Raw genomic sequence first — 16266 nt, 5'->3', positions numbered from 1 at the left:
TCGAGGCTCGCACGACATTGGCTCAGAGGATCGAGGATTATGCGCTGATCGGCGACTGCGAGACCGCAGCGCTGGTGGGGCGCAACGGCTCGATCGACTGGCTGTGCTGGCCGGCCTTCGATTCCGATGCCTGCTTTGCCGCGATCCTCGGCACGCCCAAGAACGGCCGTTGGCTGATCGCACCGGGCGACGACGTCACCAGCACCTCGCGCCGCTATCTCGGCGACACTCTCATCCTCGAGACGCGCTTTGAGACGAAGAGCGGCACCGTTGCGCTGATCGACTTCATGCCGCCGCGCGGCAAGGCCTCCGACATCGTGCGGCTGGTCCGCGGCGTCAACGGCACGGTGAAGATGCGGATGGAGTTCGTGATCCGCTTCGGCTTCGGCACCGACATTCCCTGGGTGCGGCGGATCGACCATTCCCTGCTCGCGATCTGCGGCCAGGACATGACGGTGCTGCGCACGCCGGTCGAGACCCGCGGTGAGGATCTGACGACGGTCGCCGACTTCGAGGTGGAGGCCGGTGAGACCATGCCGTTCGTGCTGACCTACGGCCCTTCGCATCTCGAACCGCCGAAGCCGATCGATCCGGAGTTCGCGCTCCAGGAGACCGAAAAATTCTGGCAGGACTGGTGCAGCCATTGCAATCGCGACGGCGGCTATCACGAGCTGATCGTGCGCTCGCTGATCACGCTGAAGGCGCTGACCTTTGGCCCGACCGGCGGCATCGTCGCCGCGCCCACCACCTCGTTGCCAGAGAAGCTCGGCGGCAGCAGGAACTGGGATTACCGTTTCTGCTGGCTGCGCGATGCCACCTTCACGCTGCTGGCGCTGATGAACTCCGGCTATACCGAGGAAGCCCTGGCCTGGCACAATTGGCTGTTGCGCGCGGCCGCCGGCTCGCCGTCGAATATGCAGATCATGTACGGCATCTGGGGCCAGCGGCGATTGCTGGAATGGGAAGCGGGTTGGCTCGACGGCTACGAGGGCGCGCAGCCGGTGCGTATCGGCAATGCCGCGCATGCGCAGCTCCAGCTCGACGTCTACGGCGAATTGATCGACGCCTTCCATCAGTCGCGCATGGCCAAGCTCAAGCTCGACGACGAAACGACCTGGGCACTGGAATGCAACGTGCTCAACCATCTCGCCGAGGTCTGGGACCAGCCCGATCACGGCATCTGGGAGCGGCGTGGGCTGCCCAGGCACTACGTCTTCTCCAAGGTGATGACCTGGGTCGCCTTCGACCGCGGCATCAAGAGCGCCGAGACTTTTGGCTTCAAGGCGCCGCTCTTGCATTGGCGCGCCTTGCGCGAAGCCATTCATCGCGACGTCTGCAACAACGGCTTCGACGCCGGGGAGAACGCCTTCGTCGAATCTTACGGCTCGAAACTGCTCGATGCCAGCGTGCTGCTGCTGCCGGCCGTCGGCTTCCTGCCGGCGGAAGACCCGCGCATCCGCGGCACCATCGCGGCTGTCGAACAACACCTGATGCGCGACGGTTTCGTGCTGCGGCACGACCCGCGCGAGGTGCCTGCGGGACAGCCGCCGCTCGAAGGCGCGTTCCTCGCCTGTAGCCTGTGGCTCGCCGATGCCCATGTGCTATCGGGTGATCTGGACAAGGCGCAAGTCTTGCTCGACCGCGTGACGGGTATTGCGAACGACGTGGGATTGCTGGCCGAGGAATACGATTCAGGCGCTCGGCGCCAGACCGGAAACTTCCCGCAGGCGCTGACCCATATCGCGCTGGTCAACACCGCGCACAATCTGTCGGCGGCGAGACAGGGGAGCGAGAAACCGGCGGTGCAGCGGTCGAAGCAGTAACTTACGCGACCCCGCTCCGCTTCATGATCATCTCCATCGCCTCGGCAAAACCGTCCTGCTCGTTGGACGCGGTGACGTGGGTGGCCTGGTCCTTGACGTTGTCGGCCGCATTGCCCATGGCGATCGAGACGCCGCTGACGCGGAACATCGCGAGGTCGTTCTGCATGTCGCCGATGGTGGCGACCGCGTCGGTCGAAATGCCCAGGCGCTTGGCCATGGCTTGCACGAATGTGCCCTTGTTGAAGCCGGGCGGGGTGATGTCGAGATAATAGGTCTGCGAGCGCACTGCGGTCGCCTCGCTGCCGAGCGCCTCCTGCATCGCCTTCTCGCAAGCTTCGAGGCCCGCCGCATCGGCGCTGGCGCCGACGATCTTGCAGGCGCTCGCAAGGTAGGGCGAGAAGTCCGTCACGATGGTCGGGTCGGAGCGGATGGTGTGCTGCTCATGCGCGACGTATTTGCCGCTCGGGTTATCGATCAGCCATTTGTCGGTGGTGAACAGCCAGATGTCGGCGCCGAAGTCCCGAAGGATCTGCAAGCTTCGCTCGGCCGCGCCGGCCGGGATGAGATGCTGCTCGACCGGATTCATCTCGGGATCGACGATCGAGGAGCCGTTGAACGGGCCGACCGGCAGCCAGAGCGCCAGCGGCTCGATCAGGAAGCGCATGCCGATCGCGGGGCGGCTCGACGTAATCGTGAAGCCGATGCCGGCCTGGTGCAGCCGCTGCACCGCGGACCTCGCGCGGTCGGTCAGCGTCTTGTCCTTGGTCAGCAGCGTGCCGTCGACATCGGAGACTACGAGTGAGATTTTCGTCATGGCAGGACCTTGGATTTCCTGAGGTTCTTGGCCTCAGCGTTTCGTGACGCCCAGTTTCAGCTGCCGTACAACCCCGTCCACGATCGCCTCGACGGATTCGTCGATCGAGACGGTGATCACGTGCTCGCCCGCCTCGGGCGGCTCCAGCGTCGTGAACTGGCTCGTCAGCAGCCCGGGCGGCATGAAGTGCCCCTTGCGCTGCGCGAGGCGAGCGGCGATCAGCTCCTTCGTGCCCCTCAGGAAGACGAAGCGGACGTCGTTGCGTCCACACAAGAGCACGTCACGATAAGCGTGCTTCAGCGCCGAGCAGGCAATGATGACGTGCTCGCCTTTGTCACAGACCCGCGCGATCTCGTCGGCAATGGCGTTGAGCCAGGGCCAGCGGTCCTCGTCGGTGAGGGGATGGCCGGCCCGCATCTTCTCGACATTGCTGGCGGGGTGAAAGCTGTCGCCGTCCTCGAAACGCCAGCCGAGGCGATCGCCGAGCGCTTCTGCAACCGTGCTCTTGCCCGAGCCCGACACGCCCATCACGATCAATGCACAAGGTGCTTCAACGCCCGCCACGAATTCCCTCCGGAAGCGCGGCCTGGTCGACCAGCCAGACGGTCTCACCATTCGAGCGCGCGCGTTCAGCCGGCAGAGTCTCGCCATTGAGCAGGCGCGTCAAGATCGGCTGCTTGTCGTGCCCGGCAATCTCGAACAGCATTTCGCGGCATGAGGCCAGCGCGGGCAGGGTGAGCGAGACCCGCGGCACGAAGGGGGCAACATTGGCCTTGGGGACGCCGAGGACCCAGCGTCCGGTCTCCTCGACCGCGGGATAGCCCGGGAAGAGCGAAGCCGTGTGGCCATCCGGGCCCGCGCCCATCAAAACCATGTCGAACAGCGGCCGTGCCGGATCGAGGCTTTCTGCGCCGTAGAAAGACTGCAGCTCGCGTGCATAGGCTTCGGCGCTTCGATCCGGATTTTCAGCCGTGGTCGGGATCGGGTGAATATGGCCGGAGGGCGCGTTGCGATCGAGAAAGGTCGCGCGTGCGACTGTCATGTTGTTGAGGGGGTCGCCTTCGGGCACGAAGCGCTCGTCACTGATGAACCAGTGCACGCGCCCCCACGGGATTTTTCCGCACCAGGCGTCGCTGCCAAGCAGCTGATAGAGCTTCTTTGGGCTGGAGCCGCCGGTGAGGCAGATCGCGATCCGCCCGGGATTGGCGGCGATCCGCGCCATCACCCGTTCTGCCGCGCTTTGTGCGAGGGACTCGGCGTCGGCCTCGACGATCAGCTTCGGCTGTCCGGCCGCTGGCATCACGAAAACTTCCGCCAGCTTCGGCCGTCGCGGCGGAGCAGCTCATCGGCGCAGGCGGGGCCGTCGCTGCCGGCTTGATAGGTCTCGATGCCGTTGGTGCCCGCGTTCTTCCACGCGTCCAGGAACGGCTGCACCGCCTGCCAACCGGCTTCGATGCCGTCGGCGCGCTGGAACAGGATGTTGTCGCCGATCATGCAGTCGTAGATCAGCGTCTCGTAGCCGGTCGAGGGATCGGCCCGAAAATAGTCGCCATAGCGAAACTTCATCTCGACGCCGTCGATGGTGATGCTCGGCCCCGGAATCTTGGCGTTGAACTGAAGCTCGATGGTCTCGGTCGGCGCGATGCCGATGGTGAGGAAGTTCTGCGAGAGCCGGTCGACCGTCGTGCCTGAGAACATCGACAGTGGCGCCTGCTTGAACTTGATCGCGACCTCCGTGCGCTTGTGGCCCAGCGCCTTGCCGGTTCGCAGGTAGAAGGGGACGCCGGCCCAGCGCCAATTGTCGATCATCAGTTTCAGCGCGACAAAGGTCTCGGTGGTGCTGCCGGGCTTGACGTCCTCGGTCTTGCGATAGTCCGGGATCTCATCGTCGCCGATGCGCCCCGAGAGATATTGCGCGCGCACCGAGCTTTTCAACGCTTCCTCTGCATCCGGCTGCTGGATCGCGGTGAGAACCTCCGCCTTTTCCGAGCGCACGGAATGGGCGTCGAAACGCGCCGGCGGCTCCATCGCGACCAGCGACATCAACTGGAACAGATGGTTCGGCACCATGTCGCGCAGCGCGCCGGTGGCGTCGTAAAAGCCGCCGCGATGGCCGACGCCAAGCTTCTCCTCCACCGTGATCTGGACGTGGTCGATGTGGTTGCGATTCCAGATCGGCTCGAACATGCCGTTGGCAAAGCGCAGCACGAGAATGTTCTGCACCGTCTCCTTGCCGAGGTAATGATCGATCCGGTAGATCTGGTGCTCGTCCATGATTTTTAGCAGCTCGGCATTCAGCGCCTTGGCCGAGGCGAGGTCGGTGCCGAACGGCTTTTCGATGACGAGACGCCGCCAAGCGCCGTTCCCCTTCATCATGCCGGTGCGGCCGAGCTCGCGCGCGGTCGGCGCGAACGCAGCGGGCGGCGTTGCCAGATAGAACAGCCGGTTGCCGCCGGTGTCCTGCGCGCATTCCAGTGAATCCAGATGCTCGCGCAGGCGATCAAAGGAGGGCGGGTCCTTTGCGTCGGCCTCGACAAAGGTCACGCATTCCAGCAGCTTCTTGGCGATGTCGTCGTCCACGGGCCGGGTCGCGAACTGGCGCAGGCCCTTCATCAGGCTGTCGCGCAGTTCGTCGTCCGACTGGCCCCTGCGGGCTACGCCGACGACACAGAATTTTTCCGGTAACAGGTGCTCCGCGGCGAGGTTGTACAGCGACGGCATCACCAGGCGGTGCGTGAGATCACCGGTGACACCAAAGATGACGAAGGCGCAATTTTCCGGCTTGCGCTTGGGCTGCTGGTCTTTTGTCACGAACGATTGGCCTTCGCTTTGTTACGCTTGACTGGTTCTTATTTCGGCTTCGGAGCGTCCGGCTGCTTCGGCTCCTTGTGGCCGCCAAAACCCGCGCGCATCGCGGAGAGAATTTTTTCGGCGAAGGTGTGTTGCTGCCGTGACCGGAAACGCGTGTAGAGCGCCGCGGTCAGGACTTCGGCCGGCACCGCCTCGTCGATCGCCGCGTTCACGGTCCAGCGCCCTTCGCCGGAATCCTCGACGAAGCCGGAATACTCCGCCAGTGCAGGGCTATCCGCGAGCGCAGTCGACGTAAGGTCGAGCAGCCAGGACGGAATCACGGAGCCGCGCCGCCACACCTCGGCGATGTCGCCAAGGTCAAAATCGTAGCGATGATCGGCAGGCAGCGCCTCGATGTTGGCGTTCTTGAGGATGTCGAAACCTTCGGCATAGGCCTGCATCAGGCCGTATTCGATGCCGTTGTGGATCATCTTGACGAAATGCCCGGCGCCGACCGGGCCGGCATGGATGTAGCCCTGCTCGATGCGGGAATCGCGCCCCTCACGTCCTTCCGTGCGCGGAATGTCGCCGGCGCCGGGTGCCAGCGCGGCGAAGATCGGATCGAGCCGGTCGACCACCTGTTTCTCGCCGCCGATCATCATGCAATAGCCGCGGTCGAGGCCCCAGACGCCGCCGGAGGTGCCGACGTCGACATAGTGGATGCCGCGCGCCTTCAGCGCCTTGCCGCGACGGACATCGTCCTGCCAGAACGTGTTGCCGCCGTCGATGATGACGTCGCCTTCCTGCATCACGCCCGCGATCGTGTCGATCGTGGTCTCGGTGATGTGGCCGGCCGGCAGCATCACCCAGGCAGCGCGCGGCCGCTCCAGTTTCGCAATGAACTCTTCGAGCGTCGCCGAGCCTGCCGCGCCGTCTGCGGCAAGGCCCGCGACCGCCTTGGCGTCCTTGTCGTAGACCACGGTCGAATGGCCGTGGCGCATCAGCCGGCGAACGATGTTGCCGCCCATCCGGCCGAGGCCGATCATGCCGAGTTGCATTTGAGGAATTCCCTTAATTCAGTGCGTCGTTAAGCGCCGCATTGAGCGCCGCGAGACCTTTCTTGAGCCCGCCCTTCAGGTGGACGCGGAGCGCGCGCCGGCCGCGCTCGGTGAGCACGTCGAAGTCGCCGCGCGCCTGCGCGGCCTTGATGATTCCGAAGCTGGCCTTCTGGCCCGGCACGGACAAGTCCCTGGCATCGTCGGCGGTGATCTGGAGGAACACGCCGCTGTCGGGACCGCCCTTGTAGGCCTGCCCGGTCGAGTGCAGGAAGCGCGGTCCGAACTCGGCGCAGGTTGCGACGTGCCGCTTCTCGCGCACTTCGAGCCGCATGGTCTGGAGTGCGTCGATCGTCGCCTTGTCGCGCGCGATGTAGCCGAGCAGGGCGACATAGTCGCCATGGTTGGAGCGGGCGAGATGCGCCTTCAGCCAGGAGGTGAGGTCGCCGTTGGCGCCGGCGGCGCGCAGTGCCGCGGCATTGGTCTCGTCGGTGTAGAGATCGACGTCGGCGGTGCTGATCACCGGCTGCTCGGCCGGCAGCGAACCCGTCTTCTCGAACGACGTGGTGAGCTCGCGGGTCTTGATCTTGGCCGCTTCCACGTCCGGCTGGTCGAACGGGTTGATGCCGAGGATGCTGCCTGCCACGGCCGTTGCCATCTCGAAGCGGAAGAACTCCTGGCCGAGATGGTCGACCGACTTCATCACGATGCGCACCACGGGATGGCCGGCCGCCTCGACCGCGGCAAGCTTGGAGTCATGGGCGGCGTCCGCCTCGCCCTCGATACGGATGTCGATGAAGAGCCGGTCACTGCCGTAGATCGAGGGTTCGCCCAGCGGCTCGCCATCGATCGGGATCAGGCCCTTGCCGTCCTTGCCGGTCGATTCCGCGATGAGCTGTTCGGCCCAGGCGCCGAAGTCGGCGATCTTCTTCGACGACAGGATCGTCACCTTGTCGCGGCCTTCGAGCGCCGCGAGGCCCATGGCAAGGCCGAGCTGCACGCCCGGGTTCTGGCTTGGCGGCACGTCCGGTCCGCAGGAGCGGGCCATCGCAAGGGCGTGCTTGACGAAGGTCTTGATATCGATGCCCGCGGTTGCCGCCGGCACGAGGCCGAACGGCGAGAGCACCGAATAACGTCCGCCGATGGAGGGCTCGCCGTGGAAGATGCGCGCATAGTTCAGCGTCTTCGCCGCCTTCTCCAGCGACGAGCCGGGATCGGTCACCGCGATGAAGCGATGGCCGGTCTTGACCTTCGGCCCGACCGCCTGCGCGACGCGCTCGTGGAAATAATCCTTCATCGCATTCGGTTCGGTGGTGCCGCCGGACTTGCTGGAGACGATGAACACGGTGTTGGCGATGTCGATCCTGGCCTCCATCGCCCGCACCTGCGCCGGATCGGTGGAATCCAGAACGTGCAGCTTCGGGAAGCCGGGCTTCCGTGCAAACGTCTCGGCCAGCACCTCAGGGCCAAGGCTCGATCCGCCCATGCCGAGCACGACGGCGTCGGAGAATTTCTGGCCCTTCACGCGGCTGGCATAGTCCTCATAATCGGCGACGTCGGCCTTGGCGGCGCTGTCGAGCCAGCCGAGCCATTTGTCCTCGTCGCTGCCGGTCCAGACCGATTTGTCGCGCTGCCACAGCCTGCGGATCTTTGCCGACGCGCGCCATTCCTCGGTGCTCTTGGCCACGGCCTTGCCGAGACCGTCGCCGAGCGAGAGAAGCTGGCGGTCGATCGCGGGCCCGAGCACGGTGGCGCGCTTGTGGGCGACCGCGCCATAGAGCTTGTCGGCGGCGTCGGCGAACTGCTTGACGCCGTCCTTGACAAGCTCCTCGGTGATGGCGTCGAGCGAAACGCCGGAGCGCTCCAGCGCTTCGAGCACGCGATAGGCATCCTCGAGATTCTCCTCCAGGCTGTCGCGCGGCTTGCCGTGGTCGCGGAACGCATCGAGCGTCGCCGGCGGCATGGTGTTGATGGTATCGGGACCGATCAGCTCCTCGACATAGAGGACGTCGCTGTAGTCCTTGTTCTTGGTGCCGGTGGAGGCCCACAGCATGCGCTGCGGCTTGGCCCCCTTGGCGGCGAGCTTGTCCCAGCGCGCACCCGAGAACAGGCGCTTGTAATCCTGATAGGCGACCTTGGCGTTGGCGATCGCGACCTTGCCCTTCAGCGCGGCAAGCCGCTCCTTCTCGCTGGGGTCGTTGGCACGGGCGATCTTCTCGTCGAGCTGCTTGTCGACCATCGAGTCGATGCGGCTGACGAAGAAGCTCGCCACGCTCGCGACATGCGAGGGGTCGCCGCCACCGGCGACGTATTTCTCGAGACCGGCAAGATAGGCTTCGGCCACCTGAAGGTAGACCGCCTTCGAAAACAGCAGCGTGATGTTGATGCTGATGCCGTCGCCGATCAGCGTCTCGACCGCCGGCAGGCCCTCCGGCGTCGCCGGGACCTTCACCATCAGGTTCCTGCGATTGACGTCTTTCCAGAGCCGCCGCGCCTCGGCGACCGTGCCGGCGGTGTCCATCGCCAGATACGGCGAGACTTCCAGGCTGACATAGCCGTCGCCTGCCCTGAGGCGGTCATAGACCGGGCGCAGCACGTCGGCGGCGTTCTGGATGTCCTCGACCGCGACAGCCTCGAACAGGTCGGCGACCGACCGATCGCCGCGCTTCAACGCCTTGCCGATCTGCGCGTCGTACTCGTCCGAGCTGCCGATCGCCTTCTCGAAGATCGATGGATTGGAGGTGACACCCTTGACGCCGTCGGTCTCGATCAGCCGCTTCAGGTCGCCCTTGGCGATGAAGCCACGGGCCAGGAAGTCCAGCCAGACGGCTTGTCCGTGCTTTTCCAGTTCTTTGACGGGATTCATGATGCTTATTTATCTCCAAGCCTGCGGGCGAGGGGTTTCCGCGCCGGTCCTGACGCGCTATCCTCTAGCTTACATGCTTCCTTGAGGGAACCAATCAAGGGTATGGGCGTCATACCCTCCAGTGTAACTCCGTCGCGATCATGGCGATCCCGGTAGAAGGAGCCGAGTTGCGTAAAAAGTCGTTGGCCGTAAGGAATCGGCCGGGGCCTCGTTGCGTACGTCAGCTGCCTCGCCTCGTCGCTAGTGGCTGCGCGGAGTACGATCAGCGGATTCCGGTCCGCCTGATGCATGGTGGCTCGGTCGCGAATGGCCATGCTGGGGGAAAGCATGCACGCACATCATGACGGCCTGACGCTCGCCGTCGCTGACAGCCCGCAATCGGTCGCGTCGGCCGGATGCGTCGACGCGTCCAACGATCTCGAAATCAGTCTGTGCAAGACTCAGCTGCGGCTGCTGGTTCGCCATGACGCTGCTCAGCGCGACCCTCGTCCTCGACTGGTGGGACGGTCTCGGCGATCATAATACGATGGTCGGCTATGCCGGCATCCTGGTGTTCGCCCTGATGACCATCCGGCTGATCTGGATGCTCCCCGCCGAACGGGGACCGGTGGTGATCGTCACCCCCTACGGCATCCGCGATCTCCGCATCGGCAATGAATTTCTGCTGTGGGACTCGATCGCGAAGATTTCGGCTGAAGAACGCCGCGGGCGCAAGATGATCGTGCTGACGCCGACGCCGGCCTTGCAGCGGCAGCTCTGCGCCATCCGCGGCTTGGCCCGTTGTGCGCAGGCCGATCGGCAGAACGGTCGGATTGTCATCCGGTCGGCGGGCCTGGCGACCGATTTTGAGACATTGCTGCGCGCTTGCCGCGATCGTCACGCTGCCAGCAGTCCGCGCACTGCATTGCAGCAGGAAGATGAACGCGGCACCCAAGGCTTCGCCGTACAAGCGTCATAAGATCGCCGTTCGCAGACGGCTATGCTGCGGTGCCGGATGGGCTCATCCCCGGTAACGCCCGGATGTTGCGAGCAAGTGACATTTTCTGGAAATGAGCCAATATAGACGGAGATTCGCTCAAATATCAGGCAGGTGCCTGTTCGTAACTCACCCTGTGCCTACGTTGTGCGTTGCGCCGAGAAGGCGCCCGGGTGTCGAATGATCGTCATGTGCTCACGCTGATTCGAGAGTGGCGCTAAGGAACGGTCCGGTCGCTGCTTTCGTTCAGTTGTGTAGCGGAACTCACGCGGAGAGGGATCATGTACAACGATTCTCTATTCAACGCTTTCGCTAAGTCGTTCGAGGCGAGAAGCCAACACGACATGTCGATGGCGGAATATCTGGAATCGTGTCGAAGCGATCCCATGAAATACGCGAACGCGGCCGAACGACTGCTAGCAGCGATCGGCGAGCCCCAGACGATTGACACGGCCAAGGACCCACGCCTTGGCCGTATTTTTTTGAACCGCACGATCCGCACCTATCCGGCCTTCGCCGGCTTTTACGGCATGGAAGAAACCATCGAGCGCATCGTCGGTTTCTTCCGTCACGCGGCGCAGGGCCTCGAAGAGCGCAAGCAGATCCTCTATTTGCTCGGTCCGGTCGGCGGCGGTAAATCCTCGCTCGCCGAGCGGCTGAAGTCGCTGATGGAGGTGCATCCGATCTACGTGCTCAAGGCCGGTGACGAGCTCTCGCCCGTGTTCGAAAGCCCGCTCAGCCTGTTCGATCCGGATCAGCTCGGCCCGATGCTGGAAGAGAAGTACGGCATTCCGCGCCGGCGCCTCACCGGCCTGATGAGCCCGTGGTGCTACAAGCGGCTCGAGGCCTTCGGCGGCGACATCTCGCAATTCCGCGTCGCCAAGATCCAGCCGTCGCGGCTGCGCCAGATCGCGGTCGCCAAGACCGAGCCCGGTGACGAGAACAACCAGGACATCTCCTCGCTGGTCGGCAAGGTCGATATCCGCAAGCTCGAGACCTACGCGCAGAACGACCCCGATGCTTACAGCTATTCGGGCGGCCTCAACCGCGCCAACCAGGGCATCCTCGAGTTCGTCGAGATGTTCAAGGCGCCGATCAAGATGCTGCATCCGCTGCTCACTGCGACGCAGGAAGGCAACTACATCGGCACCGAGAATATCGGCGCGATCCCGTTCACCGGCGTGATCCTCGCGCACTCCAACGAGGCGGAGTGGTCGAGCTTCAAGGCCAACAAGAACAACGAAGCCTTCATCGACCGCATCTGCGTGATCAAGGTGCCGTACGTGCTGCGGATCACGGAAGAGCAGAAGATCTACGAGAAGCTGATCCAGGGCTCCGAGCTCGCGGCCGCGCCGTGCGCGCCCTCGACGCTGGAGACGATGGCGCGGTTCTCGGTGATGTCGCGTCTGCGCAAGCACGAAAATTCCACGGTGTTTGCCAAGATGCGGGTCTATGACGGCGAAAGCCTGAAGGAATCCGATCCGAAGGCGCGCAGCGTCCAGGAATATCGCGATGCCGCCGGCGTCGACGAGGGCATGGACGGCGTCTCCACGCGCTTTGCCTTCAAGATCCTGGCTGCCACCTTCAACCACGATCCGCAGGAGGTCGCCGCCGACGCCGTGCATCTGATGTACGCGCTGGAGCAATCGATCAAGCGCGAGCAGCTGCCCGAGGAAGTCGAGAAGCGCTACCTGGAATTCATCAAGGCGGATCTGGCGCCGCGTTACGCCGAGTTCATCGGCAACGAGATCCAGAAGGCCTATCTCGAATCCTACTCGGATTACGGCCAGAACCTGTTCGACCGCTACGTGGATTATGCCGATGCATGGATCGAGGACCAGGATTTCAAGGATGCCGACACCGGCCAGCTCTTGGATCGCGATCTCTTGAACCAGGAACTGACCAAGATCGAGAAGCCGGCGGGCATCGCCAACCCGAAGGATTTCCGCAACGAGGTGGTCAAATTCTCGTTACGGTCGCGCGCCCAGAACGGCGGCAAGAATCCGACCTGGATCTCCTACGAGAAGATTCGCGATGTGATCGAAAAGCGGATATTCTCCCAGGTCGAGGACCTGCTTCCGGTCATCTCCTTCGGGTCGAAGAAGGACGGCGAGACGGAGAAGAAGCACGGCGAATTCGTCGCACGCATGGTGGAGCGCGGCTACACCGAGCGTCAGGTTCGCCGGCTCGTCGAGTGGTACATGCGCGTGAAGCAGGCCGGTTGAGGCGGATGGAAAAGTGCCCATTCACATTATTGACAGGCGCCTGAATCCAGGCGGCAAGAGTCTTGAGAACCGGCAGCGGTTCTTGCGTCGGGCCAAATCTCTGGTGCAGGGCGCCGTCAAGAAGACCTCGCAGGAACGCGACATCAAGGATGTCCTGGAGGGTGGTGAGGTCACGATCCCGCTCGATGGCATGCACGAGCCGCGTTTCCGCCGCGACGGCGGAACCCGCGACATGGTATTGCCCGGGAACAAGAAGTTCATCGAGGGCGACTATCTCCAGCGCTCCGGCCAGGGCAGCGCCAAGGATTCCGGGCCGGGCGAAGGCGACAGCGAGGACGCCTTCCGCTTCGTGCTGAGCCGCGACGAGTTCGTCGATCTCTTCCTCGACGATCTCGAGCTGCCGGACCTTGCCAAGCGCAAGATCGCGCACACCGAGAGCGAGGGCATCCAGCGCGCCGGCTATACCATGACCGGCTCGCCGGCCAATATTTCGGTCAGCCGAACCGTGCGGCTCGCGCTAGCACGCCGCATCGCGCTCAAGCGTCCCCGCAAGGACGAGATCGAGGAGCTGGAAGCCGCGATCGCGGCATGCACGGATGAGGACGAGCGTGTGGTGCTTCTCGACCAGCTGGAAAAGCTGAAAGCGAAGACCAAGCGCATTCCCTTCATCGACCCGCTCGACATCCGCTATCGCCGCTTCGAGACGGTGCCCAAGCCCGTTGCCCAGGCCGTGATGTTCTGCCTGATGGACGTGTCGGGCTCGATGTCCGAGCACATGAAGGATCTCGCCAAGCGCTTCTACATGCTGCTCTACGTGTTCCTGAAGCGCCGCTACAAGCATGTCGATATCGTCTTCATCCGCCACACCGACCGCGCCGAGGAGGTGGACGAGCAGACCTTCTTCTACGGCCCGGCTTCCGGCGGCACGCTGGTCTCCAGCGCGCTGCAGGCGATGCACGAGATCGTGCGCGAACGCTTCAACCCGTCGGACTGGAATATCTACGCCGCGCAAGCCTCCGACGGCGACAATTCCTATTCGGACGGCGAGCTCACGGGGATGCTGCTGACCGACAATATCCTGCCGGTCTGCCAGTTCTTCGCCTATCTCGAGGTCGGCGAGTCCGGCGGCAGCGCCTTCGATCTCTCCGACTCCTCGCTCTGGACCCTCTATGAGCGCCTGCGCAACAGCGGCGCACCGCTCTCGATGCGCAAGGTCAGCGAGCGCAGCGAGATTTTCCCGGTGTTCCACGACTTGTTCCAGCGCCGCGAAACTTCCCAGGAGAAGACCGCTCCATGACGGAACGCTTGTTCGAAGGCGCCGATTGGGATTTTCACACCTTGCAGCGCATCACCGATGCCTGCGAGGAGGTGGCGACGAAAGATCTCGGGCTCGACGTCTATCCGAACCAGATCGAGGTGATCACCGCCGAGCAGATGCTGGATGCCTACTCGTCGGTCGGTATGCCCCTGTTCTACAAGCACTGGTCGTTCGGCAAGCAGTTCGCGTTCCACGAGGCGTCCTATCGCAAGGGCCTGATGGGGCTCGCCTATGAAATCGTGATCAACTCCTCACCCTGCATCTCCTATCTGATGGAGGAGAACACGGCGACGATGCAGACGCTGGTGATCGCCCACGCCGCCTTCGGCCACAACCACTTCTTCAAGAACAATTATCTATTCAGGCAGTGGACCGACGCTGACGGTATTCTGGACTATCTCGACTTCGCCAAGAAATACGTGATGAGCTGCGAGGACCGCTACGGTCGCATCGAGGTCGAGCGTACTTTGGATGCCGCGCATGCGCTGATGTCGCACGGCATCGACCGCTATCCCGGAAAGAAGAAACTCGACCTCCGCGCCGAGGAAAAGCGGGCAGGGCGCCGCCGCCAGCACGAGGAAGAGGTCTTCAACGACCTCTGGCGCACCGTGCCGGCAGGGAAGAGCAAGACCCGGTCCGCGATCAGCATCGAACGCCGCCGCAAGCTGCTCGGGTTGCCGCAGGAGAACCTGCTCTACTTCCTCGAGAAGAGCGCGCCGCGGCTGGCGCCCTGGCAGCGCGAGCTGTTGCGCATCGTCCGCCACATCGCGCAATATTTTTATCCGCAGAGCCAGACCAAGGTGATGAACGAGGGGACGGCGACCTACGTCCACTATCGCATCATGACCAAGCTGCACCAGCAGGGCCGTATCACCGACGGCAACTTCCTCGAATTCCTTCAATCGCACACCAATGTGGTGTTCCAGCCCGAATTCGATGATCCGCGCTTCTCCGGCTTCAACCCCTATGCGCTCGGCTTTGCCATGATGCAGGACATCGAGCGCATCGTCACCCGGCCGGAAGACGAGGACCGGGAGTGGTTCCCGGACATTGCCGGCAAGAACGACGTGATGGGCGTGCTGCGCGACGTCTGGGCCAACTACCGCGACGAAAGCTTCATCGCCCAGTTCCTGAGCCCGAAGCTGATGCGGCACCTCCGCATGTTCCACTTGCACGACGATCCCGAAGAACGCGCCGGCATCCGGGTCGACGCCATTCACGACGAGCGCGGCTTCCGCCGCGTCCGGCGCGAGTTGGCGCGGCAGCACGATGTCGGCTACATCGACGCCAATATCGAGGTGGTCGACGTCGATCTCTCCGGTGACCGGCGGCTGATCCTGCATCACCACGTGATCAAGGGCTCGCAACTCAACGAGACCGACGCCAAGCGCGTGCTCCAGCATCTGGCCGATCTCTGGACCTACGACGTCGCGTTGATCGAGGTCGACGCCAATGACAAGGTCTTGCGCGAATATGTCGTGAGCCCGCGCCCGATCTCGGCGGTAGCCTGACTTCGGCGTCTACACCTGGAGCATCGATGTGGCGGACAGCTCGCCCGCGGCCCATCCTTCGAGACGCCCGCCGTTGGCGGGCCCTCAGGATGAGGACGGAGTCTGCGGCTGCAATTTCGACAGATAGGGACGCTGCCTAGCCTCATCCTGAGGAGACCGCGGAGCGGTCGTCTCGAAGGACGAGGCGCTTGCTCTGGCCGCCGCCGAGAATTTGTATCGACCCGAGGTGCTCTAAGTCGATCGCTTCTTCGCCGGCCTCTTCTTGGCTTTGGACGCGTTCAGCGCCACAGCGGCACGAATGAGTGCCTTCAACGCTTTCTCGTTGATTTTCGCGCCCTCCTGGAAATCGATCGCGCGCCTCACATTTCCCTCGAGGCTCGAATTGAACAGGCCTGCGGGATCCTCCAGCGCCGCGCCCTTGGCAAAGGTCATCTTCACGACGGCCTTGTAGGTTTCGCCGGTGCAGATGATGCCGTCGTGCTCCCAAACGGGAACACCGCGCCACTTCCATTCCTCGACGATTTCGGGATCGGCCTCCTTGATCAGGCCGCGGATTCGCCCGAGCATTTCGCCGCGCCAGTCGCCGAGCTCCTTGATCCTGCCGTCGATCAGCTTGGAGGGTGACGGCCCATTCGCGTCCTTCGCGCTGCTCTTTGTCGCGGTCACGGCCTTCTTCATGATCTCGCCTCGCGTCGCACGTCGTCGCGCTGGCCGAGATAGGGCAGCGCGAACATGTAGAGCCCGGTCGCGAGTAACGGGATCAGCGGAACGAGCGCCAGCAGGCCGATCCACACGGCCTGGAGCTGCATGGTCATGGCGACGATGTTGGCGATGACGGCGAGCGTGAACGCGATCGACAGCCAGCGATGGATCTGCCGAACCCACATA

At 63.7% G+C, this 16266-nt stretch carries 12 protein-coding genes and 1 pseudogene; 5 read left to right on the top strand and 8 right to left on the bottom strand.

All coding sequences use genetic code 11. The features are described 5' to 3' along the window. Positions 1–17: 17 nt before the first annotated feature. Positions 18–1823 (top strand): glycoside hydrolase family 15 protein, encoded by a 1806-nt coding sequence (locus QCM77_RS10210; RefSeq protein ID WP_279659497.1) that lies wholly within the window; start codon positions 18–20, stop codon positions 1821–1823. A 1-nt stretch (position 1824) separates the two neighbouring features. Here the strand turns inward: QCM77_RS10210 and QCM77_RS10205 are convergent, their stop codons facing one another. The 6 genes from QCM77_RS10205 to QCM77_RS10180 are packed head-to-tail and all read right to left on the bottom strand — an operon-like array spanning position 1825 to position 9348. Next, entirely contained in the window at positions 1825–2637 is an 813-nt protein-coding gene (locus QCM77_RS10205; protein WP_279659498.1) for an HAD family hydrolase, read from the bottom strand. A 33-nt stretch (positions 2638–2670) separates the two neighbouring features. Continuing rightward, positions 2671–3201 (bottom strand): gluconokinase, encoded by a 531-nt coding sequence (locus QCM77_RS10200; RefSeq protein ID WP_279659499.1) that lies wholly within the window; start codon positions 3199–3201, stop codon positions 2671–2673. After that, positions 3188–3937 carry a 6-phosphogluconolactonase gene (gene pgl, locus QCM77_RS10195; RefSeq protein ID WP_279659599.1) on the bottom strand — a complete coding sequence of 250 codons (750 nt, stop codon included), beginning with the start codon at positions 3935–3937 and terminating at the stop codon, positions 3188–3190. The genes QCM77_RS10200 and pgl overlap by 14 nt, the downstream gene beginning before the upstream one ends. Next, positions 3937–5448 (bottom strand): glucose-6-phosphate dehydrogenase, encoded by a 1512-nt coding sequence (gene zwf, locus QCM77_RS10190; protein WP_279659500.1) that lies wholly within the window; start codon positions 5446–5448, stop codon positions 3937–3939. The genes pgl and zwf overlap by 1 nt, the downstream gene beginning before the upstream one ends. A 38-nt stretch (positions 5449–5486) precedes the next feature. Next, positions 5487–6485: a phosphogluconate dehydrogenase (NAD(+)-dependent, decarboxylating) gene (gene gnd / locus QCM77_RS10185; protein WP_279659501.1), complete on the bottom strand. Its 999-nt coding sequence runs from the start codon at positions 6483–6485 to the stop codon at positions 5487–5489. Between the two features lie 13 nt (positions 6486–6498). Further along, positions 6499–9348, bottom strand: coding sequence for a bifunctional transaldolase/phosoglucose isomerase (locus QCM77_RS10180; RefSeq protein WP_279683205.1), 2850 nt, complete (start codon positions 9346–9348; stop codon positions 6499–6501). A 306-nt stretch (positions 9349–9654) separates the two neighbouring features. On the opposite strand from QCM77_RS10180, the pseudogene QCM77_RS10175 reads away from it, so the two are divergent. The 4 genes and pseudogenes from QCM77_RS10175 (at position 9655) to QCM77_RS10160 (ending at position 15378) form a co-directional block, all read left to right on the top strand. Next, positions 9655–10306 (top strand): annotated as a pseudogene (locus QCM77_RS10175) (STM3941 family protein). A gap of 299 nt (positions 10307–10605) precedes the next feature. After that, positions 10606–12549 (top strand): PrkA family serine protein kinase, encoded by a 1944-nt coding sequence (locus QCM77_RS10170; protein WP_279683203.1) that lies wholly within the window; start codon positions 10606–10608, stop codon positions 12547–12549. 19 nt (positions 12550–12568) lie between these two features. Beyond that, on the top strand, positions 12569–13846 hold the full coding sequence (locus QCM77_RS10165; RefSeq protein ID WP_279659600.1) for a YeaH/YhbH family protein: 1278 nt from the start codon (positions 12569–12571) through the stop codon (positions 13844–13846). Next, positions 13843–15378, top strand: a complete 1536-nt coding sequence (locus QCM77_RS10160; RefSeq protein WP_279659505.1) for a SpoVR family protein — start codon at positions 13843–13845, stop codon at positions 15376–15378. The genes QCM77_RS10165 and QCM77_RS10160 overlap by 4 nt, the downstream gene beginning before the upstream one ends. 231 nt (positions 15379–15609) lie before the next feature. Here the strand turns inward: QCM77_RS10160 and QCM77_RS10155 are convergent, their stop codons facing one another. Further along, complete coding sequence (locus QCM77_RS10155; RefSeq protein ID WP_279659506.1) at positions 15610–16056, bottom strand: DUF1801 domain-containing protein; 447 nt, start codon at positions 16054–16056, stop codon at positions 15610–15612. After that, the gene (locus QCM77_RS10150) at positions 16053–16265 is read right to left on the bottom strand and encodes a hypothetical protein (protein WP_462676022.1); all 213 of its coding nucleotides are present in this window, start codon (positions 16263–16265) and stop codon (positions 16053–16055) included. Before QCM77_RS10150 ends, QCM77_RS10155 begins: the two co-directional genes overlap by 4 nt. Between the last annotated feature and the right edge of the window lies 1 nt (position 16266).

The organism is Bradyrhizobium nivariense (assembly GCF_029846695.2).
In the GTDB taxonomy this organism is placed as follows: domain Bacteria; phylum Pseudomonadota; class Alphaproteobacteria; order Rhizobiales; family Xanthobacteraceae; genus Bradyrhizobium.
Note: the sequence above shows the minus strand (reverse complement) of the source record. Positions and strands in the feature narration are given on the sequence as shown.

Excerpts from the sequence above, each read along its gene's own strand:
- QCM77_RS10205 (WP_279659498.1), bottom strand. The coding sequence starts at position 2,637 with ATGACGAAAATCTCACTCGTAGTCTCCGATGTCGACGGCACGCTGCTG.
- QCM77_RS10160 (WP_279659505.1), top strand. The coding sequence starts at position 13,843 with ATGACGGAACGCTTGTTCGAAGGCGCCGATTGGGATTTTCACACCTTG.
- QCM77_RS10170 (WP_279683203.1), top strand. The coding sequence starts at position 10,606 with ATGTACAACGATTCTCTATTCAACGCTTTCGCTAAGTCGTTCGAGGCG.
- QCM77_RS10180 (WP_279683205.1), bottom strand. The coding sequence starts at position 9,348 with ATGAATCCCGTCAAAGAACTGGAAAAGCACGGACAAGCCGTCTGGCTG.
- pgl (WP_279659599.1), bottom strand. The coding sequence starts at position 3,937 with ATGCCAGCGGCCGGACAGCCGAAGCTGATCGTCGAGGCCGACGCCGAG.
- QCM77_RS10155 (WP_279659506.1), bottom strand. The coding sequence starts at position 16,056 with ATGAAGAAGGCCGTGACCGCGACAAAGAGCAGCGCGAAGGACGCGAAT.
- gnd (WP_279659501.1), bottom strand. The coding sequence starts at position 6,485 with ATGCAACTCGGCATGATCGGCCTCGGCCGGATGGGCGGCAACATCGTT.
- QCM77_RS10150 (WP_462676022.1), bottom strand. The coding sequence starts at position 16,265 with ATGTGGGTTCGGCAGATCCATCGCTGGCTGTCGATCGCGTTCACGCTC.